Consider the following 24,234-nt stretch of genomic DNA (forward strand, 5'->3'; position numbering starts at 1 on the left):
GCCGCGCCGCGGGTTTGCGAAGAATGCGCCGGAAAATCCGGGCCGATCATGAATCTGTCGCCGTTGCGGTGCATCAGGGGGAAAGAATGAGCCAATGCACCACCCACCGTCTGCCCGGCGCGGTTTGTCACGCCTGATGATCATGGGGCGGGGGGCAAAGCGCATCGGTGATCGGAGGAACCAGGCGGCAGTGATCGGGCTGTGCGTGGCGATGCTGGCGACGCCGGCGGCAGCGCACGCGCAGGCCGCAACCGCGACGCCGCAGGATGACGCGATCCTGAGCGATCCCGATTTCGACGCGAGCCTGCCTCCGCTCGATGAAACCGTGGCGCCCGATGCCGGCACCCCGCCATCCGCCGTGCCGCCCCCGGCCGCGCCGGAGGTGACAGGCGAAACGCCGCCCGCGCCGATCGTGCCGGAAACCGAGCTGGTCGCGCCGCTCGAACCGCTTTCCACCTTCGATGCCGATCCCCCCGCCGAGACGAAGATGGCCGCGGACGAGAAGCCGCCGGAAATCCCCTACACCGTCGTCGTGAAGGGCTTGAAGGAGGTCGGCCTCGAGCCGCTGTTCCGCGATCTTTCGGCCCTGCTCGACGGCGACCGCGAGGCGGCGAATGCCGCGCAGGTTTCGGCGCGCGCCGATGAGGATGTGAAGCTGATGGAGCGGCTGCTGCGCTCCGAGGGCTATTATGACGGCGTCGCGACGATGACCGTCAACACCCTTCCCAACCCCGAGAACCGGCTGACGGTGACGTTGAACGCGACGCCGGGCGCACGCTACATGCTGGGCGATATCGCCGTCACCGGCCCGGCCCCCGAGCCGCAGGCGATGGCGCTGGAGGCGCTCGACCTCAAGAGCGGCGCGCCGATCGTCGCCGCCGAGATCGAGACCGCAGAGGCGAACGTCGCATTGCGCCTGCCCGAGCAGGGCTATCCCTTCGTCGCAGTCGGCGACCGCGACGTGCTGCTCGACGAGCGCGACCATAGCGGCGACTATACCCTGCCCGTCGATGCCGGTCCCAAATCGCGCTACGGCGGCATCAAGGTCGAAGGCGATCCGGTGTTCGACGTCGAGCATGTCACCCTGCTCACCCGTTTCGATCCGGGCGAGGTCTATGACAGCCGCAAGACCGACGATCTCCGCCAGGCGCTGATCGGCACCAGCCTGCTCTCCACCGTGTCGGTGGAACCGGTGCGCACCGGGCAGGTCGGCGAAGACGGTACCGAGACGGTCGACCTGCTGGTCCGCCAGACCGAGGGGCCCGCGCGTCAGCTCGCCGGCAGCGTCGGCTATGGCACCGGCGAAGGCATCAAGCTGACCGGGAGCTGGACGCACCGCAACCTGTTCCCGCCCGAAGGCGCGCTCTCGGTGGCAGCGGTCGCGGGCACGCAGGAACAGAGTCTGTCGACCGGTTTCCGCCGCTCCAACGCCGGCCAGCGCGATCGCACCTTCGCGCTCGGCGCCTCGGTCGCGCGACAGGATTTCGCCGCGTACAACGCGCAGACGATCACCTTGAACGGCAGCCTTGCGCGCGCCAGCACGCCGATCTGGCAGAAGCGCTGGACCTGGAGCGTCGGCGGCGAACTGATCGCGACGCGCGAAACCCGCTTCCAGACCGAATTGGTCGACCGCACGCGCAGCACTTATCTGATCGCCGCGATCCCGCTGCAGCTCGGTTACGACCGCTCGAACAGCCTGCTCGATCCCACCCGCGGTTTCCGCCTCAACGCGCGCGTCAGCCCGGAAGCGCAGAAGCGCACCGGCAGCGGCGGGTTCGACAGCTATGGCCGCCTGCTGTTCGAAGGCAGCGCCTATTATCCGGTGAGCGATGCGCTGGTGATCGCCGGGCGCGCGCGCGTCGGCTCGATCCTCGGCGCTGCCCGTGACGATATCGCGCCGTCGCGGCGGCTCTATTCCGGCGGTGGCGGATCGGTGCGCGGCTTCGGCTTCCAGGAACTCGGCCCCAAGGACGTGAACAATGACCCGATCGGCGGCCGCTCGGTGACCGAATTCGCCCTCGAAGCACGGTATCGCTTCGGCAATTTCGGGGTCGTACCGTTTATCGACGCGGGCCGGATCGGCGAAAGCTCCGCGCCATCGCTGTCGGGGATGCGCTACGGGGCCGGCATCGGCGGGCGCTATTACACCAATTTCGGGCCGATGCGCATCGACGTGGCGACACCGATCGGCCGCAAGCCGGGCGAATCGCGGATCGCGCTCTATATCTCGATCGGGCAGGCCTTCTGATGGCAAGCGAAGCCCCAACCACCGTGGTCGTCAAGCGCCGCTCGACCGGCTGGCGCATCGCCACCTGGCTGCTCGGCATCCTCGCGGTGTTGCTGCTCCTCATCGTCGCGATCGTGTTCGGTATCAACACCGGGCCCGGTCGCGCCTTCCTCGTGCGCCAATTCTCCGGCTTCGAAACCGCATCGGGCATGGGATTCCAGCTCGAACGGATCGATGGCTCGCTCTACGGCAAGCTTCAGCTCGTCGGGCTCAAGGTCACCGATCCCAAGGGCGTGTTCCTCGAATCACCGCGCATCGATCTGGACTGGCGGCCGTTCGCCTATCTCCACAGCAAGGTGGATGTCCGCTCGCTGACCTCACCGCAGATCCGCCTGCTGCGCACGCCCGCGTTCAAGCCGGTCCCCTCCGACCCCAATGCGCCGCTGCTGCCCGATCTCGACATCACCGTCGGCCGCCTCGCGATCGACCGGTTCGAGGTCGAGGCGCCGGTCACCGGCCAGCGCCACATCGTCCGCCTCGTCGGCACGGCGGACATCGCCGACGGCCGCGCCCGCGTGAACGCCGACGCGCGCGCGCTGCGCGCCGCGGGCGTCGCCGGAGGCGATGTCGCGATCGTCAAGCTCGATGCGGTGCCCGAGGCCAACAAGCTCCAGATCGACGCACGCGTCACCGCGCCGGCCGGCGGACTCGTCGACAGCTATGCCGGCACCGGCCGACCGATGCTGCTGACGATCGGCGGCAATGGCGACTGGGAGACTTGGGATGGCCGCGTGCAGGGCACGCTCGGTGGACAGCCGCTCGCCAATCTTGCGCTGACCGCGCGCAACGGCACGTTCTCGCTCAAGGGCGATGCGATGCCGGCGGTCTATGTTCAGGCCGCCGACGCGACACTGGAGGAAGCCCAGCAGGCACCCCTCGCCCGGCTGACCGCGCCGGCGCTGGCGATCGACGCCACCGCCGCGCTCGCCGAGCGCAGCGCCAACATCGCCTTCTCGGCCAAGTCCGATGCGATGGTCGTCACCGGCAAGGGGCTGGTCGATCTCGGCCGGAGCCGCCTGGGCAATTTCATCGTCGCCGGCGCGCTGCTCAAGCCCGGTTCGATCGCCGACAGCCTCAGCGGGCGCGACGTGAAGTTCGCCGCGGTGCTCGATGGCCCGTTTGCGACGCCGACCGTCGCCTATCGCCTGAACGCCGCGCAGATAGCGTTCGGCACGATGGGCGTCAGCGGTCTTGCCGCCCAGGGCAGCGCTAAAGTGGATGCCGATCGCATCCTCGTGCCGGTCAGCGCCACTGCGGAACGGGTGACCGGGCTCAACGCCGCCGCGGGCGGCCTGCTCGAAAAGCTCTCGATCAACGGTGATCTCGCCTACGCCGATGGGCGCCTGCTCTCCGACAATCTCAAGCTCAAATCCTCGCAGATCGATGCGACCGCGATCGTCCTCGCCGACATCGCCAACGGCAAATATACCGGCGCCATCAAGGGCCGGGTAAACGACTATCGCATCGCCGGGCTCGGCCGACTCAGCCTCGTTACCGATGCCGAGCTGGTGCAGGGCGCGGCCGGCGGATTCGGCATCCGCGGCAGCTTCCGCGCCACCACCCGCCGTATCGAGAATGAGGCGCTGGCGAATGTGCTGGGCGGCGACGCCGTCACCATCGCGCGCTTCGGCTTCGACGAGAAGGGCACGGCCTCGCTGGTCGGCCTTCGGATGACCGCGCCCGGATTCCGCGTTACCGACGCCAAGGGCAGCTACAATCTCGACAGCGGCCGGATCGCGTTCGATGCGCGCGCGGTCTCACGCGAATATGGCCCGCTTTCCGTCAATGCCACCGGCACGCTCGAACGGCCGCTGGTCAACCTGCGCGCGGCACGGCCGGGGCTCGGCGTCGGGCTGCGCGACATCCAGGCGACATTGCGCGGCGTGCCTGCCGGCTATGCCGTCGTCGGCCGCGGCGATTCGGATTATGGCCCGTTCAACGCCGATGTGACGATCCGCACCGGGGTGCTGCTCGCGGTCGACATCAAGCGCGCGACCTTCGCCGGCATCGATTTCAACGGCACCGTCCAGCAGACCCGCGCGGGGCCGTTCGCCGGCCGGCTGGCGCTTGCCGGCTCCGGCCTCAACGGCGGCATCGTCCTCGCGGCGGCGGGCACCAACCAGCGCGCCGATATCGACGTGACCGCGAACGCTGCGACCATCCCCGGCACCGTGCCGATCTCGATCGGCAGCGGCCATGTCCGCGCGACCGCGATCCTGCTTCCCAATGGCCCCGCGGTGAACGGCGCGTTCCAGCTCGCCGACGTGCGCCAGGGCGAGGCCATCGTCGAACGCGCGCAGGGCCGGATCGATTATCGCGACGGCAGCGGCAAGCTGGCGCTGGTGGCCAACGGCAATGCCGGCGTGCCGTTCAACGTCGCCGGCCAGGCGGCGATGACCCCGACGCGCATCGTTGCCAACCTCAAGGGAAGCGCCAATACCATCGCGTTCAACCTGACCAGGCCGGCGGTCATCACCAAGGAGGGCGCGGACTGGGTGTTGGCACCCACCACCCTCGTGATCCCGCAGGGCAAGGTCGATCTCAACGGCCGCTTCGGCGCGCGGACGGAGGCGCATGCCCGCCTCGCCAACATGGATGTCGCGATCGCGCAGGCGTTCGTGCCCGGCCTGGGCCTCGGCGGGCGCGCGAGCGGTACGCTCGACTATGTCTCGGCGGGCGCGGTGCCGACGGTGAAGGCGCGGCTCGATATCGCCCGCTTCACACGGACGGCGGCCTATGTCGTCTCCGATCCGGTCGACATCGCCTTCCTCGGCACGCTCGACGATAATGGCGGCGATCTGCGCGCACTGATCCGGCGCGGCGGCACCAACGTCGGGCGGATGCAGGCGCGGCTCGCGCCGCTCGGCGGGGGCGCCGGCCTTTCCGACCGGCTGTTCGACGCGCCGCTGTCCGGCGGCATCCGCTATTCGGGGCCTGCCGACGTGCTGTGGACGCTGACGGGCATTTCCGGCCAGACATTGGCCGGCCCGATCGCCATCGCGGCCGATTTCGGCGGCCGGCTCTCGCAACCGACGATCAACGGCCTGATGCGGGCCAAAACCCTGCGCTACGAGAACGAGACGTTCGGCACGGTCATCTCCAACATCGCGCTCGACGGCCGCTTCACCCAGTCGCGGCTCGAGCTGGTGTCGCTCACCGGCCGCGCCGGCACGGGCAGCGTCAGCGCCAGCGGCAATGTTGGCCTCGACGCAGCCAGCGGCTTCCCGATCGACCTGACCGCGAAACTCGATCGCGCCCAGCTCGCGCGCAGCGATGCGCTCGGCGCCACCGCCAGTGGCACGATCCGCGTCCTCAACGGCCGCGACGGCGGGACGATCAGCGGGCAGATCAACATCCCCAACGCGCGTTATCAGATCGTGCTGCAAGGCGCGGCCGAAGTCGCCGAGCTGGAAGGCGTGCGCCGCCGTACCGACAAGCCCGGCCAGGCCAAGGTGCAGCAGGCGAGCGCGTTCGCGACCAACTGGAAGCTCGACCTGCGCATCCGCGCCGACAATGAGATCTTCGTCAGCGGCATGGGGCTGGAGGCCGAATGGGCCGCCGACATGCGGATCACCGGCACCGCCGACGCCCCGCGCATCGTCGGCAAGCTCGATGTGGTGCGCGGCACCTACAGCTTCGCCGGCCGCCGGTTCGACCTCGACGAGAGCGGCGTCGTGCGCTTCAACGGTCCGCTCACCGACCCCGAGCTCGATCTCGCGGCGAGTACGACGGTGGAGGGCGTCTCGGCGATCATCAACATCGGCGGCCGCGCGCAAAGCCCGCAGATCACCTTCACCTCGACGCCGACCTTGCCGCAGGACGAGGTGCTCTCCCGCCTGCTGTTCGGCAGTTCGGTGACATCGCTGTCGCCGACGCAGGCGATCCAGCTCGCCGCGGCGCTCAACTCGCTGCGCGGCGGCGGCGGTGGCGGGCTCAACCCGCTGGGCACGCTGCGCTCGGCGACGGGCATCGACCGGCTGCGCGTGCTGGGCGCGGACAAGACCGCGGGCCGCGGCACCGCGCTTGCGGCGGGGCAGTACATCTCCAACGACATCTATGTGGAGATCATCACCGATGCGCGCGGCTTCACCGCCACGCAGTTGGAGATTTCGCTGTCGAAGACGCTTAGCCTGCTCAGCCAGGCCGCCTCGTTCGGCGGCTCCAACGTCAACCTGCGCTACTCGAAGGATTACTGAGGAAGGCCGGGCCGGGCTGACCGACGGCGCTCATTCGCTCATGCCGGGGACGGCGATTTTCCTCTCCGAGCAAGCGCGGAGAGGAAACGACCGACCGATCGATCCGGCGATCAGTTCCGCGACAGCCGCTCCGCCAGCACCGGCCGCAGCCGCGCCGCGACGACGTCGCTGCCCAGCCGCGAGAGATGGACATCGTCCATATAGAGCAACTGGCCATTGAGGCGCGCCCGGCAGGTCGTGCCCGAACAGAGCGCGTCGCGCATGTCCAGAATGCTCGTATTGCCGCCGACCTTGGCGACGCGATCGAGGATCGTCCGCGAGATGCGCTCCTGCACGTCGTGCGAATGCCGCGCCTCGAACGTGTCGCAGCGTGCCGGGTCCAGCCCGTTATACACCGCGGCACGCACGCAGACGAAGGGGTTCACTTCGGGCAGCGGGATCTGGTCGACGACGATCACGCGGATGCCGCGGGCGTTGAGCAGCCGCGCGGTGGTCGCAAGGCTCTCTGACGCGAGGCGCTGCGATTGCTCGACGGTCTCCGCACCGCCAAGGGTGACCGCCCGGATATGCCCCGCCGCCAGCATGTCCCACCGGCCCGCCATGACGACGACGCGGATCGCCGGATCGGCAAGAATCCGTTCGAGCGCGGCGTGGCCGAACGTCGGGCAGTCCCGCCGCAGCTCGCTGTAGGGCGTGTAGGATGCGGCCTGGATCGGCGCGCAGCCCGCCTTGGTAACCTGCTGCACGGTGAAGCCGCGCTGGCGCGCGAGCACGTCGAGCGAGGGCGCAAGCTGCGCCGCGTGCGAATCGCCCCACAGCACCACGCTGGGCCTGCCGGGCGCGCCCAGCAGGCATTCGCCGGGGCCGGGCACGCGGCCATCGGTGCGCAGGCAGGGCGCGGCGTGGAAGCGGGCGAGATCGCCGGCGACGCCGCGGGTGAATCGCGCCGCCGCTGGATTGCGGAACTCCATGCCCCGCGTCAGCACCACAGCGCCGCCCAGCAGCACCAGCAGGCCCGATCCCGCCGCTGCCGCCAGGAACACCTGCCGCCGGGTGAAGCGGTTCTTGCGGCGGAACGGGGCCTCGACGAAGTGCAGCGAGATCGCCGCCATCACGAACGACCCGGCGATCACGCCGAAGGTCGCGATCGGGCCCAGATGCTGCAGCTCGTAGAAGCGCGTGAAGACGATGATCGGCCAATGCCAGAGGTAGAGCGAATAGGAGATGCGGCCGACATAGACGATCGGCTTGAGGCTCAGCATCCGGCCGACGACGGTGTCCTGCGCGCTGTGGATCAGCAGCGTGGCCCCCAGCGTCGGCGCCAACGCCGAGAGACCCGGGAACGGCGTGTCCGACGAATAGAGCCACACCGGCACGACGATGAGGAGGAGGCCGAGCAGCGCCAGCGCGTTGCGCGCGGCCGCGCTGCGCAATTCGGGCACGGCCCCGATCGCCAGCGCCGATCCCAGGAGCAATTCCCAGGCGCGCGTGATGGGCAGGTAGAAGTTGAAGGTCGGCGCGTTGCTCGTCGCCCAGACACTGATCGCCAACGAGACGAGGCCGATCACCGCGATCGCGGCGCCCCGCCACCGGTTCATGAATCGCGAGATGAACGCCAGAACCAGCGGGAAGACGATGTAGAACTGCTCCTCCACCGCCAGAGACCAAGTGTGGAGCAGCGGCTTGAGCTCGGCCGAGCCGTCGAAATAATTGGCTTCGGTGAAGAACAGGATGTTCGACGCGAAGAACACCGTCGCCACGAGGCTCTTGGCGTAGAGATAGAAATCGATCGGCGGGAACAGCAGCCAGGCCGCCGCGAAGGTGGAAAAGAGCGTGAAGAACAGCGCGGGATAGAGCCGCAGGATCCGCCGCTCATAGAAGGCCGGGATCGAAAGTCCGCCATGCCCGATATCCTCGAGCAGGCTGCGCGTGATCAAATAGCCCGAGATGACGAAAAAGATGTCGACGCCGACGAAGCCGCCCGAAAAGCCGCTGAGCCCGGCGTGGAACAGCACCACCGGCACGACCGCGAACGTACGCAGGCCATCGATATCTGCGCGATACTTCAATCGGGCCTCCGCTCGGCGTTATGAGAATCTTTGGGGTCGGCCGGTCTCGCCGCGAATGCCAGCCCACCAGCCCGCCAGCGCGACCTGCCAGTTCCGCCAGGCGCGCGCCTTCAGATATTGCGCAGTCAGCACCAGCGTGGTCGCCGCGACAACCGGATAAAGCGAGGGGCGGAAGCGCCGCGTGAACAGCAGCTTGTTGCGCTCGTCGAGATAGACGGCGAGCGGCGAGCGATGCTTGCGGGAGACGCTGGAACCGATCGTCGAGCCGTGCGCATGCAGCACGATCGAGTCATGCGCATAGCCCAGCGCGTGGCCGCCGCGCCGGAAGCACCAGTCGGTTTCCTCATAATAGAGGAAATAGCGCTCATCGAACGGACCGACCTCTTCGACATAGCGGCGCGGCGCATACATGCTGGCGCCCGCCACATAATCGAGGTCGCGTTCGATCGCCGCCACGTCCGGCTGATGATCCGCCGCCTGGCCGAGACCGATGTTGAAGCCGCGCGCGATCACCGCACGCCAGCGCGCGCCATACAGCTGGATCGTGCCGCTGGGCGTGCGCACCAGCCGGCTGCCGACGATGCCATAGCCACCGGCTTCCTGATGGCGCCGCAGCGCGTCCATCGCATCTGCGTGCGGTTCGGTATCCGGGTTGAGGATCCACACCGCATCATAGCGCCCTTCCGCAGCGATCGCGGCGAAGCACACATTGATGCCGCCGGCATAGCCGAGGTTCGCACCGGCGTCGTACAGCTCGACCGGCTGGCCGCCGGGCAGACGACCGCTGCGATGGTCGACCATCCGTTCGCCATTGGGCGTCCGGGCAAGCTCTCCCGTCACCTCCGCGACCGCCTCCACCAGCGGCGGGAAGGCAGCCGAACCGCCATTCTCGCAGACATGCACCGAGAAATCGATATGGGTGGACTGGCCGAGCTGGGCGATACAATCGCGCACCTCGCCCGCGTTGCGGAACCCGACGATCACCACCGCGACATGGGTCATGCCGGCTTGCGCCTCTTCAGCAGCCGGCGCAGCGTGCCGAGATAGCTCTTCGCGTTCTGCGCAGCGCCCAGCATGCGGGCATTTTTTGGCAGCGACAGCCCCCGGAAGCGCGGCGGCCGGTGGCCGACCGATCCCAGCGCGGCGAGCCGCGAGAGTACCAATCCCTTACGCTTCGCCTGGAAGGGCTGCATATGGTGGATCGAGCGCACCGGCACCGGCTCGCTGGCGACGCGTCCGCTCGCCTCAGCCTCGTCGAACAGCGCGGCACCGCGGCGCGTGCGCGTGATCACCAGGCTGCGGCCGTCTGTCTCCTCGAACAGCGGATAGCCCTTCTCGTCGCAATGCCAGCCATCGGCGAAGGTGATGTCGGCAAACTCGCCGGTGCCGTCGGGGCACACCTTGCAGCGGAACTGGAGGAAGCGGTTGAGGATGGTGCCCCAGCTGGTGTTGTAATCCATCTGGTAACGGCTGCCGTCCGCCAGCACCGCGGTGGCATAGCCAGGCCAGCCGTCGCCGCGGAAGCGGAAGGAGGTGACCTCCGATCCCTGCGGCACGCCCATCGCCTTCAGCACGGCGTCGGTGCCCTTGTAGCTCGGCACGCCGGCGCACATGAACGCCAGCATGTAAGGCACCTTTTCGTTCACGCGGGGATCGACGCTCGCAAGGTTGCGCAAGCCGGCGACGTCGCACGGCTTTCCGACGAAGGCGAAGCGCCCCGGGGCATCGAGCCGCGCGGCGATGTCGGCCAGCGGCGAGGACGGCGCATAGCGCGATCCGGCGCTCTGGAAGATGCCGTCGCGGCCGGTGCTGATTTTCAGCGCGTTGCGGACCGGCGACTCGTCCGACATCGCGGTCTGCACCACATAGTCGATCTGACCGGTTTCGATCAGGTGCACCAGCACGCCCGAAAGCCCGCCGCCGGAGGAGGCGTTACGGCGCAGTTCATTATCGGTCGACCAGCCGAGCTTGGTCTCGACGATCGGTCCCCAGACCGGATGATACTCCGCGTCGCGCACGGCATTGTCGCGATCGATGTTGAGGCCGGGACAGATGGTATCGACGCGTTTTACCAACGGCGCCGGCAGCGGCGCAGTGGCGTGCGGCCGCTGGTAGCCGTCCGCCGTCTCCCCCATCTCGATCAGCCCGCCGCTGACGCCGGCGCACAGGCCGCAGCCCGAACACAGCCCGGCGTCGCGGATCTGGTCGACGCGCCGTGCCATCATGCGAAAACCTTCGCGAACAGCTCGTCGAGATAGTTGCGGTACGAATCGAGGATCGTCTGCGCGCGCGCGTTCGCCGCGGTCGCCGCCGCGGTCGCGCCGGGCACGTCGGCCAGCACCGCCTCGAGCTTCGCCATCACGACATCCTCACCCTCGCTGGTCATGTCGCCCAGATGCGGATAGCCCAGCGTGCCGAACAGGCCGGTGAATTTGCGGCTGTAGCCCAGCGGGAAGGTGGCGGTGTCTGAAGAGATCGCCGCGATCGTCGCGTGCATGCGCGCGCCGATCAATAGGTCGAGATTGGCGATATAGCTCTTCGCCACGCACGGGCCGGTAAAGCGCGGCGCAATCTTGAGGTGCGGGTATTTCTGCTGCACCGCGAGCGACACGGCGTGGTCGTCTTCGTTCGGTAGTTCGGGCGAGAGCACGTGCGGCACGAGATAGACGTCGAACCGCGGATCCTCGGCCAGCCGCGCGATGATGCGATCGGTGAGTTTCTGATAGTCGAGCGCCAGCGCGATCTTGTCGCCGACCTGCAGGTCGCGGCGATAGAGCAAGGCCGAAACGTTGAGGCCGACCTTGATCGGACCCTGCGACAGATCCCGCGCCTTCTTGTCCGGCGCCTTGTCGAAGGGCAGCGCGAACGCGACGTCGGTCGTCAGCCGCGAACGATCCTCGAAGCCCAGGCCTTTCAGCACTTCGAACGAGGGCACGTCGCGCGCGAACACCGTCTCCGCGCGGCGCAGCGAGGCACGCGCGGCCATCCGGCCCTTTTTGGTCAGGAACGGCCCGATCGTCTGCGGGCTGAAGATCAGCGGCCTGCCGGTGCGCGCCGCGGCGAACTTCGAGCCGATGATCAGCGCGAAGCGCTTGAGACGGTAGATGTCGGAGAAGCTGTCGCCGCCGCCGATATCGAAGAAGATGTCGCACTTTCGGATCGTGCGGTGAAGGTCCGATCCCGGGGTCAGCAGCGACTTGTAGCCGACGTTGACGAAATCGGAATCGAACGGGCTCTCATCGGCATAATCGATGCGGCCGAGGCCGCCGATGATGTGCAGCACCGGCTTGCGTCCATGCTTCGCCAGCGCGTTCGCGATGAGGTTGGTGTTGCCGATGGTGAGCGCACCCATGCCGAGATTCTCGGAATCGAGCGAATGCCACAACAAGCCGAGGTGATACGGCTTGAGTTCGGTCGTCATGCACTTCTCCCGATCTTGATCGCGCAACGTTGCAACACCTTGGCGCCCCCTCCCTCGGATCCGGGCAGACGCTTTCCGCGCCCCTCGAATCAAACGACGCTGTCGGTACAGGATTAGGTTTTATTTCGCACTTGCGAAACAAACTTTTTACAGGATCGTCGACTGCCGCTTCCGGCCCGAGATCGGCCGGTTAAGCCGTAGCCGGCAGCGGCGGACGGCGGCGCGGCTGCTGCCGACCGCGGGCTGGTTGCTCCCCCTCAACCTCTTTCTTCCGCTCTGCAGCAAAGCGCTGATACATCGGCACCGCCGCGGCGCCCATGCCCACGAGGAAATAATAGAAGGGCTGGAACTTGCCGTAGAAGGTGCCGCAGAACCCGCACAGCGCGAACGACAGCATGATGAAGGTCCAGGCGAGGCGGAAATTCTGGTGCCGCGGCGTGATCAACTGCTTGGGTATGGCCAGGAACTGCCACAGCGTCACGATCAGCGTCAGCGCGGTCAGCGCCCAGCCCACATAGCCTGAAAGCAGGCCGTTATAGATCCAGAAATTGTCGATCGACACCTTCATCCACGGGGCACGCACCCAATATTCCGGCACCATGCCGAAGATCGGATGCGCCGAGATGTTGATCAGGCCATAATCCCAGATCAGGATGCGGTTGTAGCTCGAGGCCCGGTTGAATGCGAGATAGTTAATCACCAGACCGATGATACCGGATTTGGTGAAGGTGTTCACCGCCAGCGCGAAGATCGCGACGATCACCACCGTGTTGACCAGACGCTTCTTGATCCGCCGCGTCGCCGTTTCGATTGCAATCATAACGAACTGGGTCATCATCGAGATGATTGGCGTGGTCGAAATCGACAGCAGCACAGCGCCGATTACTACCAGCAGCTTGCCGATCCGCACGCCGGGCCGCCGTTCCATATACCAGATCAGCGACACGAGCGTCGCCGAGAACAGGCCGAACAGAATCGTGTTCTCAAAGAACGCCTGCGCGCGGCGCAGCCCCATCCGGACGTCCGTGCCGTCATAATAGTAGCCCGGAGCGATACCGGTGAGTTGACTGGTATATTCAATCAGCGGCTTCCTATGGCTGATCGCCTCCGGGATCGCGATCACAAACGCCAGCAGCACGATGATGAACAGCGGGTTCAGGATCGAATAAATGTCGTCGAGCGACTTGAAGCACGCCCGACCCAAAAAATAGGCGCAGGTCACCTCTAGTAGCAACTGCCCGGCACGCTCGATCGCAGCGCTGAACGGATAGTTCAGGAAGATGCAAAGGCATGCCCAACCCGAAAAGCCGACCAGCAGCCAGTCCGACTTGTGGAACTTCATGTCCGGCGCCATCACCTTGACGATGAGCACCGGCACGATGAGGATCATGAACAGGCGATAGGACGTGACCAGCACCGGCCCCGCATAGAATGCGATCGTGTGCGGGATCATCATCAGGAAAAGGAAGGCGGCGACCAGGGCCGGAACCTTCGCGCGCGTCCTCAGCGGAACCCGCCGACGGTTATCGACCGTTGCGATCTGCATCACTCTGTCACTGGCCTCCCGCATGTCGGCCGGCGCCGCTGCACCGGCCTGCGCCCGCATCTGTCGAAATACTCAACGCAGGATGCGGGACGATGTCAATCTCGGGTTAGGCCTTCTTGCTGAACGCGCGACGAAGCGCCGGCGGCGTCCAGTCTGCCACGAAGTGCCGCATCGCGACCTTCATGTCGCGCTTCTCTGCCGTTCCGGGCCGTTTGCGGAACACCGTGGTGCGATTGGGCAGGTTGGCGATGCCTTCCTCGGTGGCGGTGTAATAATAGGTTGCGATCGAGCGCCGCGACCGTTCCGGCGGGCAGCTCAACGGATCGGGATGGCCATGGAAGCTGTCGAGATCGGTGTTGAACACCACCGCGCGCGCCATCAAAGGTGCGACCTTGACCTCGCACTTCGTCATCGCGCGATCCCACAACTCCAGCTCGCCGCCATAATCCGGCGACCAGTCGTCGTTCAGGTAGATCAGCAGGTTGAGCCTGCGGACCAGCTTCATGCGGTTGTGGATATTGAAGTCCGCGTGCACGCCGAGGTGGCCGCCACGCTTGGTCTCGTGCAGGCCGCCGCCAAGATAATAGGGATCTGGGATCAGCCCGCCGATGCCGGTCATTTCCTCGAGGAAAGAGAGAAAGGCTTCGCTGTTCAGCTCGGCAAGGAGGTTCTTGACCAGCGCGCCCTCGACCGAGCCGGGGTGGTACTGGAACTTCAGGCGCTCCTGCTCGCGATCGAAGTAATCGCGGCCGTCGCTGCCCGGAAACTCGGCGAGCAAACGACGCAGGACGGCAGCGTCCACGAAATCGTCGATCGCGATGTGAGGGAATGGCGATGCTTCGCGGTAGCGCGTCGCCAGCGACTGGCCAGCTTCCTTGCACTGATCTTCGTCGAAGGAAACATAGCCGCCAGATTCTTGCAACGTCAGGACGCTCATGCTCGTCGACCTACCCCTTCATTTGCGTGATCTTTCGCCCTGATCTTACGGTTGCTGCGCACGCCGAATCATTGACGATGATCAACGCACCTATATGCGCGATGGAAAAATTTTGCACGTGCGAAATGATCTAGCGGGTCGGCCGCCGACGCTCAACATCTTCTCCGGGCGGTGAATTTTTCGGCGGACGTGTGCTGCGCCATGCGCGGAAAACCGCCATTGCGCTACGCCGCACCCAGCATTCCCGGCTGCAATATTGCGGCGCCCGCCTGCAGCAAAACCCATCGCTGCAGCGCGTGGTCGTGCGCTCAGCCAGCTACCGCCTTCTGCGGCGCGGCAAGCCGCAGTCGCCGCAGCAGAGCGCGCGCCGCTGCCATCAACGGCTTTTCCACCCAGCGGTGGATCGCCACACCCCCGACCAGTGCCGCCACGCAGAAGATCAGGAACGCGACCGAGCCGGGAATGAGGCTCGCCAGCTTCAGCTTGATGGCGATCTTGGTCATTGCCGTCAGCGTCAGCATGTGGGTCAGGTAGATCGAATAGGACGCCTGTCCGATGGTCACCGCAAGGCGCCCCGCATGGATCCCCTTCGATCGCTCCATCTCCACGAAGCCCAGCAGCGCCGCTGCGCTTGCCACGCCATAGGCGGGGATCTGGATCATCCGGGGCACGACGTGCCAAAAGGAATCGTCCAGCCCGATCAGCAGGAAACCCAGCGAGCCGGCGACCGCCATCGCGACGGGGGCCGGTATGCGATGCCGCTGCAGGACCAGCGCGCAACCGATGCCGAAGATGAAGAGTATGTTCATCGGCGAGACGACATAGCCGTAGCGCCCGAAAAAGCTCAGTACATAGCTGCCCAGCGACCAGGCGACGATCGCCGCCACGCCCATTTTGCGGTTCCAGATGAACAGGCAGAACACGGCATAGAACAGCACCTCGTGGAACAGCGTCCACGCCACGAACACGACCGAGCGGAAGGGATCAATACCGACGAGGAAGATCGATCCCACCACCGCGTCGAGCGAGATGCGGGAGAGCACGCCGGGCACGACCAGCATCGAGACGATGACGATCGCAAGGCACACCCAGTAAAAGGGGTAGATCCTGACGAAACGCTTCTCGAGGAAGGGCAGGATCTTGCCTGGCTGGCCGCCGTCGCCCGCATGGATCAGCGCGATGATGAAACCCGAGAGCACGAAGAAGAATTCGACGCCGGCGTGCCCGAAGGAGAACAGCCCGCCGAACAGCTTTTCGGCCCACAGGCGGGGCGTGTCGTAATAATATTTGTCGACGTGGTAGAGTACCACCAGCGTCGCGGCGACACCGCGCAACGCCTCCACATTCAGAAGCTTCTGTTTCGCCATCGCCGGACCCTACCCCCGGCGGCAAGGGGCGCGCCGCCAAACGCCAACGCGCGACCGCCAGGCGCAGATCGGACCTTTCCTAGCCCGGTCAAAGCGCCTAGTTTGCCGCAATGCAGCAACATTGACGTATGAGGCGTTGTGAATCAACTCTTGTCGGTGATCATCCCGCACTACAACGACGTCGACAACCTCGTTCGCTGCATCGCCATGCTGCAGCGGCAAAGCGTTGGGACAGACCGTTTCGAGATCGTCGTCGCGGACAACAATTCGCCGATCGGCATCGGGGCCGTCCGGTTCGCCGTGGGGGATAGTGCGCGCGTGATCGAAGCTCCCGAACAGGGCGCGGGCCCGGCGCGCAATGCCGCAGTAGCGGCATCCAGAGGCGAGATCCTTGCCTTCATCGATTCCGATTGCCGGCCGCAGCCCGACTGGCTCGAACGGGGCATCGCGGCACTCACCAACGCCGACGTGGTCGGCGGACGCGTCGATATCGTCGCGGCCGATCCGGCCCGCCCCAACCCCATCGAAGCGTTCGAGAAAGCAACCGCCTTTCCGATCCGCGACTATGTGGAACGCAAATCCTTCGCGGTCACCGCCAACCTGTTCGTCACCCGCGCGGTGTTCGACAAGGTCGGCACCTTCCGCTCGACGGTGGCCGAGGACATGGACTGGTGCCGCCGCGCGGTCGCGCTCGGCTATCGCCTGGTCTATGCCGACGACGTCGCGATGGCGCATCCGGCGCGCGCGACCTGGGCCGAATTGTCCCGCAAGTGGCGGCGGACGACCGCCGAAACCTTCGCGCTGACGATGGAACGGCCCGGCGGCCGCGGCCGTTGGATCGCGCAATGCGTGCTGGTGCTCGTCTCGATCGCGCCGCACGGCGCGAAGTTGCTGGTCACGCCCAAGCTCGCGGGTGCCGGAGCCCGCGCCGGCGCGGTCGCGACGTTGGCACGCATTCGCTGGTTCCGCTTCACCCAGGGCCTCGCCCTGCTCGCCGGCCGGAACTGATCGCAGATCGCCCCGGCGAAAGCCGGGGACCGAGCAGCCTCAGCCGCGGCAGTCCTTCAGCACGCCGCTCTCGACGATCCGCTTCACCGTCGCACGCGCCAGCAGATCCGCGCCGAGCGGCGTCAGGTGGCGAGCACCATTCTTGAAGAAAAGCTGCGCCGCCGGATCGCGCGCCGCCGCCCGGAACTGGGGGATCGCGCTCACCGCCGGCAGGTCGCGTTTCACATCGGCGGGCATGAGATCGTAGGAAGAGCTGAAGACGCGGTCGGGGGTACGGTTGGGAATATCGACGACGATCGTCGCCGCGCCGTCCTTCGCCGCTTCCGCTCGCGCCGCGCGCAACAGCGCGGCGGCGAGATCGACCTGCGCCTGGTTGATCACATAGGTGTTCTGTTCCACCTCGTTTTCGGCCGGCCCCGCCTCGCGCTTGGCGAAGAAGGCGGTCAGCTGCTTCACCCGCCAGCCGATCTGCTCGCGCGCGAAATTGTAGAGATGGCTGTGGTCCGCGAGCAGTCGGTAGGGCGCGAACTTCATCAGCTTGTCCTGCGCCGCGACCGCAGGAAGATAGGTGTCGGCGCCCTTCACCAGCCTGTCGCCCTCCAGCTTGAAGAGCCCGGCGCGGCTGTTGTCGTCATAGTCGGTGACCTGCCACTGCATCAGCACCAGATCGGGGTCGAAACCGCGCACCTTCGCCTGATAGGTGCGCAGATGCTCCGCCGTGCCGAAGCCGGAAACCGCGAAGTTGAGCACCTCGGTGCGATAGCCCGCCGCCTTCAGCCCAGCCTCGATCCGCGCCTGCAACGTCTGCGGCAGATCGAGTTCGTAACCGACGAAGTAAGAGTCGCCCATCATCGCGACGCGGCAGGTGCCGGCGGGCTTTGTGGTCGGGAAATTGCGATCGTCGCGCATCCCCTCCGCATTGATGCGATATTCGACGAACACGTCCGGTGTCGAATGCGCATAGACCGCGCCCGGGATGTTGCCGCGCACGCCATAGGGCGTGCCGGTGATGTAGCGCGGCATGATCGCCTGCGGCGCGAAGATCCGAAGGAAGATCTCGCCGACGATCAGCGTCCAAACGCCAAGCCCCACGATCGTCGCGGCGACTCGAAAGAGCATGGCGGGCTTCATGCGGGGCGCGGCCTTCCGGGTCCTAGAAGTCGAAATAGATGAACTCCTGGCCCGCCGGTGCGGTCAGGACGATCACGGAAAAGACCAGCGCGACGACGCCGGTGTAGCGGACGATGAATGGGGACCGTGCATAGGCCTCACGCGGGGTCGCGAAGCGCAGCCCGCATTCGATCAGCATCAGCGGCACGGCATAGAAGGCCCAGCGCGACCACGCGCCGTCAGCGAGATTGTCGAAGCGGAAGATGCCCGCGACGATCGCATTGCCTTCCGCCATCGATTCGGCGCGGAAATAGATCCAGGTAATCACCATCATCGGAATCCATGCCGCCCAGGCGATCAGGTTGGTGACGAGCGCACGCACGCCCCCGGCCTCGTTCGCCGCCTTGACGATGTCGTCGAGCCGCAGCGCGCGATACACCACCTGCACCGCGCCGTGGAGGAAGCCCCAGAACACAAACGTCCAGGCGGCACCGTGCCACAACCCGCCAAGCAACATCGTAACCATCATGTTGCGGTAGGTCTTGAGGTTGCCGGCGCGATTGCCGCCGAGGCTGATGTAGAGATAATCGCGCAGCCACTGCGACAGGCTGATGTGCCAACGCGTCCAGAACTCGCTGGGTGTCCGCGAGAAATAGGGCAGGTTGAAGTTCAGCCACAGCTCGAACCCCATCAGCCGCGCGATGCCGCGCGCCATATCGGTATAGCCCGAAAAATCGCCGTAGATCTGGAAGGTAAAGGCCAGCGCCGCGACCACCAGCGCGCCGGAGCTGTGCGCCGAGGGATCGTCGAAGATCGGATTGGCGATGATCGCCATATTGTCCGCAATGACGATCTTCTTGAACAGGCCCCACAGGAACAGCATCGCGCCCGAGCGCAGCATCTCGCCCGAAATCGGCAGCACGCTGCGGAACTGCGGCAGCATGTGGTTCGCGCGCTCGATCGGGCCGGCGAGAATCTGCGGGAAATAGGAAAGGAAGGCGGCGAACTCGATCAGGCTCGTCGAGGGTTCCAGCTTGCCGCGCCAGGTATCGACGGTGCGGCCGATCGACTGGAAGGTGTGGAAGGAAATGCCCAGCGGCAGGATGATGTTGAGCGCGACGAAGCCGAGTTCGATGCCGAGCGGCGCGAGCGCTTCCTGCAGGCTTTCCCCGAAGAAGTTCACATATTTGAAGAAGGCGAGGACGGCGAGGTTGACGATCACCGACAGCAGCAGCCAGGCCCAGCGGCGCTTCGCCTCGTCGGCCACGCGGTTGAGTAGCATCACTGAGCCAGCGAACAGCAGGAGAGCGGCAAGCGGCGGCAGCAAAAGCAATGCTGCATCTGCGAAGGCGGTCGCCGCGAAACCCTTGCCGCCGGCCGCGCCGATGATGCAGTGCGCAACGAAACCTGCCAGCGACACGCCGGCAAGAAAGCCCGAACTCTTGATCAGTTGCTCACGGGTGACGCGATGGCCGGCGGCCCCCAGCGCGGTCAGATAATCGAGCGAGGTGGTGAAGGCGAGCAGCGCGAGAAAGCGCACATCCCACCAGCCATAGAAGATGTAAGCCGCGAGGATGAGCAGCAGATTGCGCGCAACCACGTGGCGGCGCACCGCCAGGAAGGCCGGATAGAAGATCGCGAAAAACGCGGCGAAGGTCCACGTGAAGAACAGCATGTCAGCGGGCAACCGCCTTCCTGCCGGAGCGGGCCACCGCCCGATCGTCGCGCTTGGCCGCAGCCATCTTCAACCCCGCCCGTCGTTTGCTGCAGCACCTCTTGCCCATCCCAATCCATCTTGCAATGCAAAATAATGATTGGGTATCTCGCCGCAGACCGGTTTAGCGTCGGGCCGATCGCCTGCCCCCTTATGGGGCATTTGAGGGGGTGAAAATTGACCAAGGCTCGCATGCGCACATGGCTCGGCTGGCTGGCGCTGCTTTCGGGCATCGCCGCGCTCGCCGCCTGGATCCTCGTTTTCAGAATCATTACCTTGCCGTGGGGCAAGCCGGTGACGATCGGCTTCGAGCCCGGCGAGAAGAGCGCCAAGGGTGAATTGCAGCTGGTGTTCGGCGATGCCGACTATGCGCTGCAGGGCTGCTGCGCGGGATCGACCTTCGTCGTGAAGGATACGCGCCGCGGCGGCCAGGTGCGCGGCTTCCGCACCCGCCCCACCGACGCGCATGTGAAGGGCAATTTCCGGTCCGAACTGCGGCTGCGCCCCAATGCCGTCGGCGAGACGGTGTGGTACAGGTCGCGCCTGCTCGTGCCCGCGGACTGGAAGGCCAGCAAGGTACCGGTGATCGCGATGCAATGGCACGGTTCCAAGGATTTCTTCCTGCTCGAGCCCGGCAAATATCCGCCGCTCGACATCAGCATCCGCGGCAATCGCTGGCAGGTCAGCAAGAGCTGGGATCACCGCATCGTGACGGTGAAGGACAAGGCGCTGCCGGGCAATGTCGAGGGCATCGTCGAGATCGGCGAGGCGCCGCTCGTCCGCAACACATGGATGACCTGGGTGATCCGCGTCCACTGGTCCTCCAACGAGGCGGGCCGCACCGAAATCTGGCTGGACGGCAAGAAGATCACCGACGATCGCGGGCCCAACGCGCACCGCGACCTGATCGGGCCTTATATGAAGGCAGGCACCTATGTGCCCAACTGGGGCTATGCTGGCGTCGAGAAGGACATCAAGGAACGCACCCTGCTGTTCGACGATCTCGCGGTCGGCTATGGCGACGATCCGTTCGAGGTGGGCTACCGGCCCGAACGCTGAACCCACCTCGACGCCGGAAGAAAATCCACCGTCATCCCCCGTTTCGGCGCCGCGCCCGGCGGGTCTTCCCCGGTTACGGTGCGTGCTGCGCCTTGGGGCGGTGGCTTCTGCAGGCTGCCGTTCGGATTCGACGGCGGGGCGAGTCGTTGGCGGATCGCCGGCGGTCGCGGTTCGGCAATGCCGCCAACGACTCGCCGCGATCGCAGCGCGCCGGACCGGCACAAGCCGGAATGATTCGCGATTTCGAGAATTGGTCGGGGCGACAGGATTCGAACCTGCGACCCCCACACCCCCAGTGTGATGCGCTACCAGGCTGCGCTACGCCCCGACCGGAGCCGCGCGCTTTAAGGCGGTGCGCGTGTCATGGCAAGCATCTAAGCGCGGCAGCTGCGCCGCTGCCTGTTCTGGATCAACGAAATATTCGATCAGACTGGCCGAAGCTATGCGTTTCCCCAACGTCCTGCGGCGTGTCAAAAAGGCTGCGCCGCTGACCGAAGAGGAGAGACCAGCCATGTCCGACAAGCCACAGATGACGACCAGCGCAGGCAATCCGATTGCCGACAACCAGAATTCGCTGAGCGCGGGGCCGCGCGGCCCGCTGTTGCTGGAGGATTATCAGCTCATCGAGAAGCTGGCCCACCAGAATCGCGAGCGCATTCCCGAACGCGCCGTCCACGCCAAGGGCTGGGGCGCGCATGGCACGTTGAAGATCACCGGTGACATCAGTGCCTACACCAAGGCCAAGGTGCTGCAGCCGGGCGCCGAGACGCCGATGATCGCGCGTTTCTCGACCGTCGCCGGCGAGCTTGGCGCCGCCGATGCCGAGCGCGACGTGCGCGGCTTCGCGCTGAAATTCTACACGCCCGAAGGCAATTGGGATCTGGTGGGCAACAACACCCCCGTTTTCTTCGTGCGCGATCCGCTGAAATTTCCGGACTTCATTCACACGCAAAAGCGCCACCCGCGTACCAACCTGCGGTCGCCGACGGCGATGTGGGATTTCTGGTCGCTCAGTCCCGAATCGCTCCACCAGGTGACGATCCTGATGTCGGACCGCGGGCTACCGACCAGCGTGCGCCACATCAACGGCTATGGCAGCCACACCTACAGCCTGATCAACGCGGCCGGCGAACGTTTCTGGGTGAAGTTCCACTTCAAGACCCAGCAGGGCCACGCGCACTGGACCAATGACGAGGCGGCCGGCGTGGTCGGCCGTACCCGCGAATCGACGCAGGAAGATCTGTACGAGGCGATCGAGGCGGGAAATTTCCCGCGCTGGACGACGCAGGTGCAGATCATGCCCGAGCTCGACGCGGAAAAGACGCCCTACAACCCGTTCGACCTCACCAAGGTATGGCCGCACGCTGATTACCCGCCGATCGACATCGGCACGTTCGAGCTCAACCGCAACCCGGACAATTATTTCGCCGAGATCGAGCAGCTCGCGTTCAGCCCTTCGAACATCGTGCCCGGCATCGGCTTCTCGCCGGACAAGATGCTGCAGGCGCGGATCTTCAGCTATGCCGACGCGCACCGCCACCGCATCGGCACCCATTACGAGGCGCTGCCGGTCAATGCGCCGAAATCCGCCGTCCGCCATTATCACAAGGACGGCGCGATGCGCTTCTTCCCCAACAACCCGCAGCCGGACGCCTATTATGAGCCCAACAGCTTCAGTGGCCCGGTGGAGGATCAGCGCTTCCTCGAGCCGCCGCTGAAGATCTCGGGCGATGCCGCGCGCTACAATCATCGTGACGGCAATGACGATTATGGCCAGCCCCGCGCGCTGTTCGAACTGTTCGACGCGGGCCAGCGCCAGCGGCTGTTTCACAATATCGCGGCCGCCTTCGGCGACACGCCCGACTTCATTGTCGAGCGACAGCTCGGTCATTTCACCCGGGTCCACCCCGATTATGGCGCGGGCGTGCGTGCCGCCTGGGAAGAGGCGAAGCGCACCCATCCGAACCCGTCGATCAGTGCCCCCGAGGATGAGCGGACGCCCGCTGTGGCGAAATAGTCCGCTCGTCCCCCGGATGCCGCCGGCCAACAGCCCCCTCCCCGGCCGGCGGCATCCACCACAGCAAGCGACGGAGTTTGACCTATCCCGTAATGCCGGACGCGGTCGCGAGCCCCAGAAACGCCAGGAAGCCCATCGAGTCGGTCGTCATCGTCACGAACACCGAGGATGAGACCGCAGGGTCGATATCGCGCCGGTCGAGCGCCAGCGGCACCAGCACGCCGGCCAGCCCGGCGATGATGATGTTGGTCATCATCGCCGCCGCGATCACCATCCCCAGCGCCGGATTGGCGAACACCGCCGCCACGCCCACGCCGATCACCACTGCCACGGTCGATCCGTTGAGCAGCGCGATGCGGATCTCTCGCGATATGGTGCGCCAGGTGTTGGACTGGGTGAGCTGGTTGGTGGCGAGCGCGCGCACTGTCACCGCCATGGTCTGCGTACCGGCGTTGCCGCCCACACCCGCGACGATCGGCATCAGCGTGGCGAGCGCCACCATCTGCGCTATCGTGCCTTCGAAGATGGCGATGATCGAAGAGGCGACGAGCGCGGTGCCGAGATTGGCGATCAGCCAGCGCACGCGCGCCTTGTAGCTTTCGAGCACCGGCTCGTTGATGTCGCCGTCGCCCGCGCCGGAGAGCTTGAGGATATCCTCGCCCGCTTCTTCCTGAATGATGTGAACGACGTCGTCGACGGTGATCATGCCGACCAGTCGCCCCAGCGGGTCGATCACCGCGGCGGAGATCAGCGCATATTTCTGGAAGCGTAGCGCCACCTCTTCCTGGTCCATGTCGACCGGGATCAACGTCTGCTCGCGCGCCATCACGTCGGCGACCGCGATCTCGACGGGCGTACGCAGGATCCAGCTGAGCTTGCACGTCCCGATCGGCTTGTGCTGCGCATCGACGACGAAAATCTCCCAGAAGTCGGTGGTGAGATCCTCGTTGGAACGCAGGTAATCGAGGACATTGCCGATCGTCCAATGTTCGGGCACCGCGATCAGGTCGCGCTGCATCAGGCGGCCGGCGGATTCCTCGGGGAAGGAGAGCGCTTCCTCGATCGCCGCGCGATCGTCGGGATCGAGCGCGCGCAACACGGCGCGCTGATCCTCTTCCTCCATGTCCTCGATGATCGCGACCGCGTCGTCGGTATCGAGTTCCGCGGCGATCTCCGCGACCTGCGCGGGGTCCAGTGCGTCGATCAGCCCTTCGCGGACGTGCTCGTTCATCTCCGCGAACACGTCGGCGTCGAGCAGGTCCGAGATCGCGGCCGCCAGCGCCCGGCGCCGTTCGACCGGGGTCAGTTCGAACAGGTCGGCGATGTCGGCGGGGTGGAGCGGCTCCACCAGCGCGCGCGCCGCCTCGGTATCGCCGTCATCGACGTGGCCCAGAACGGCGCTGACGAACTCCGGCTTCATCCGGTCATCCTCGTCGAGGCTCGGTTCGGGGAGCTCGGCGGACGACAGACGGGTCTCGCTCATCCTGATCCTCCCTGGCAGGC

Annotated in this window: 15 protein-coding genes and 1 tRNA gene; 5 read left to right on the forward strand and 11 right to left on the reverse strand. The window is 66.0% G+C overall.

All coding sequences use genetic code 11. From position 1 onward, the window contains the following. Positions 1 to 190: 190 nt before the first annotated feature. Positions 191 to 2,248: an autotransporter assembly complex protein TamA gene (locus tag NX02_RS23200; RefSeq protein WP_245648678.1), complete on the forward strand. Its 2,058-nt coding sequence runs from the start codon at positions 191 to 193 to the stop codon at positions 2,246 to 2,248. Continuing rightward, the gene (locus tag NX02_RS23205) at positions 2,248 to 6,483 is read left to right on the forward strand and encodes a translocation/assembly module TamB domain-containing protein (protein WP_025294551.1); all 4,236 of its coding nucleotides are present in this window, start codon (positions 2,248 to 2,250) and stop codon (positions 6,481 to 6,483) included. Before NX02_RS23200 ends, NX02_RS23205 begins: the two co-directional genes overlap by 1 nt. Positions 6,484 to 6,593: 110 nt before the next feature. On the opposite strand, the gene NX02_RS23210 is transcribed toward NX02_RS23205, so the two are convergent. The 7 genes from NX02_RS23210 to NX02_RS23240 all read right to left on the reverse strand — a co-directional run bounded on the left by NX02_RS23210 (position 6,594) and on the right by NX02_RS23240 (position 15,823). Beyond that, positions 6,594 to 8,552 (reverse strand): acyltransferase family protein, encoded by a 1,959-nt coding sequence (locus NX02_RS23210; RefSeq protein ID WP_025294552.1) that lies wholly within the window; start codon positions 8,550 to 8,552, stop codon positions 6,594 to 6,596. Positions 8,553 to 8,570: 18 nt separating this feature from the next. Further along, positions 8,571 to 9,554 (reverse strand): glycosyltransferase family protein, encoded by a 984-nt coding sequence (locus NX02_RS23215; RefSeq protein WP_025294553.1) that lies wholly within the window; start codon positions 9,552 to 9,554, stop codon positions 8,571 to 8,573. Further along, on the reverse strand, positions 9,551 to 10,777 hold the full coding sequence (locus NX02_RS23220) for a Coenzyme F420 hydrogenase/dehydrogenase, beta subunit C-terminal domain (RefSeq protein ID WP_245648679.1): 1,227 nt from the start codon (positions 10,775 to 10,777) through the stop codon (positions 9,551 to 9,553). Before NX02_RS23220 ends, NX02_RS23215 begins: the two co-directional genes overlap by 4 nt. Next, positions 10,774 to 11,973 carry a polysaccharide pyruvyl transferase family protein gene (locus NX02_RS23225; protein WP_025294555.1) on the reverse strand — a complete coding sequence of 400 codons (1,200 nt, stop codon included), beginning with the start codon at positions 11,971 to 11,973 and terminating at the stop codon, positions 10,774 to 10,776. Before NX02_RS23225 ends, NX02_RS23220 begins: the two co-directional genes overlap by 4 nt. A gap of 190 nt (positions 11,974 to 12,163) precedes the next feature. Continuing rightward, positions 12,164 to 13,519 (reverse strand): O-antigen ligase family protein, encoded by a 1,356-nt coding sequence (locus NX02_RS23230; protein WP_162232718.1) that lies wholly within the window; start codon positions 13,517 to 13,519, stop codon positions 12,164 to 12,166. Positions 13,520 to 13,625: 106 nt separating this feature from the next. Beyond that, on the reverse strand, positions 13,626 to 14,441 hold the full coding sequence (locus tag NX02_RS23235; protein ID WP_245648680.1) for a 2OG-Fe(II) oxygenase: 816 nt from the start codon (positions 14,439 to 14,441) through the stop codon (positions 13,626 to 13,628). A gap of 323 nt (positions 14,442 to 14,764) precedes the next feature. Further along, on the reverse strand, positions 14,765 to 15,823 hold the full coding sequence (locus tag NX02_RS23240; RefSeq protein WP_025294558.1) for an acyltransferase family protein: 1,059 nt from the start codon (positions 15,821 to 15,823) through the stop codon (positions 14,765 to 14,767). Between the two features lie 138 nt (positions 15,824 to 15,961). Between NX02_RS23240 and NX02_RS23245 the strand changes: the two genes are divergently transcribed. Beyond that, a complete protein-coding gene (locus NX02_RS23245) occupies positions 15,962 to 16,831 on the forward strand; it encodes a glycosyltransferase family 2 protein (RefSeq protein ID WP_053000699.1) in 870 nt (289 codons plus the stop codon). A 39-nt stretch (positions 16,832 to 16,870) separates the two neighbouring features. Here NX02_RS23245 and NX02_RS23250 read toward each other — a convergent pair whose 3' ends face one another. Both NX02_RS23250 and NX02_RS23255 read right to left on the reverse strand, forming a co-directional pair. Further along, on the reverse strand, positions 16,871 to 17,950 hold the full coding sequence (locus NX02_RS23250; protein ID WP_162232719.1) for an SGNH/GDSL hydrolase family protein: 1,080 nt from the start codon (positions 17,948 to 17,950) through the stop codon (positions 16,871 to 16,873). A gap of 34 nt (positions 17,951 to 17,984) precedes the next feature. After that, a complete protein-coding gene (locus tag NX02_RS23255) occupies positions 17,985 to 19,628 on the reverse strand; it encodes an MBOAT family O-acyltransferase (RefSeq protein WP_053000700.1) in 1,644 nt (547 codons plus the stop codon). 204 nt (positions 19,629 to 19,832) lie between these two features. On the opposite strand from NX02_RS23255, the gene NX02_RS23260 reads away from it, so the two are divergent. Further along, positions 19,833 to 20,714: a polysaccharide lyase family 20 protein gene (locus NX02_RS23260; RefSeq protein ID WP_158014159.1), complete on the forward strand. Its 882-nt coding sequence runs from the start codon at positions 19,833 to 19,835 to the stop codon at positions 20,712 to 20,714. 251 nt (positions 20,715 to 20,965) lie between these two features. On the opposite strand, the gene NX02_RS23265 is transcribed toward NX02_RS23260, so the two are convergent. Then, positions 20,966 to 21,042 (reverse strand) — tRNA-Pro (locus NX02_RS23265). A 183-nt stretch (positions 21,043 to 21,225) separates the two neighbouring features. Here NX02_RS23265 and NX02_RS23270 point away from each other — a divergent pair. Further along, on the forward strand, positions 21,226 to 22,731 hold the full coding sequence (locus NX02_RS23270) for a catalase (RefSeq protein ID WP_025294563.1): 1,506 nt from the start codon (positions 21,226 to 21,228) through the stop codon (positions 22,729 to 22,731). An 82-nt stretch (positions 22,732 to 22,813) separates the two neighbouring features. Here NX02_RS23270 and mgtE read toward each other — a convergent pair whose 3' ends face one another. Beyond that, a complete protein-coding gene (gene mgtE / locus NX02_RS23275; protein ID WP_025294564.1) occupies positions 22,814 to 24,214 on the reverse strand; it encodes a magnesium transporter in 1,401 nt (466 codons plus the stop codon). Positions 24,215 to 24,234: the final 20 nt, after the last annotated feature.

Origin of the sequence: Sphingomonas sanxanigenens DSM 19645 = NX02 (assembly GCF_000512205.2) — a bacterium.
GTDB classification, from domain to species: domain Bacteria; phylum Pseudomonadota; class Alphaproteobacteria; order Sphingomonadales; family Sphingomonadaceae; genus Sphingomonas_D; species Sphingomonas_D sanxanigenens.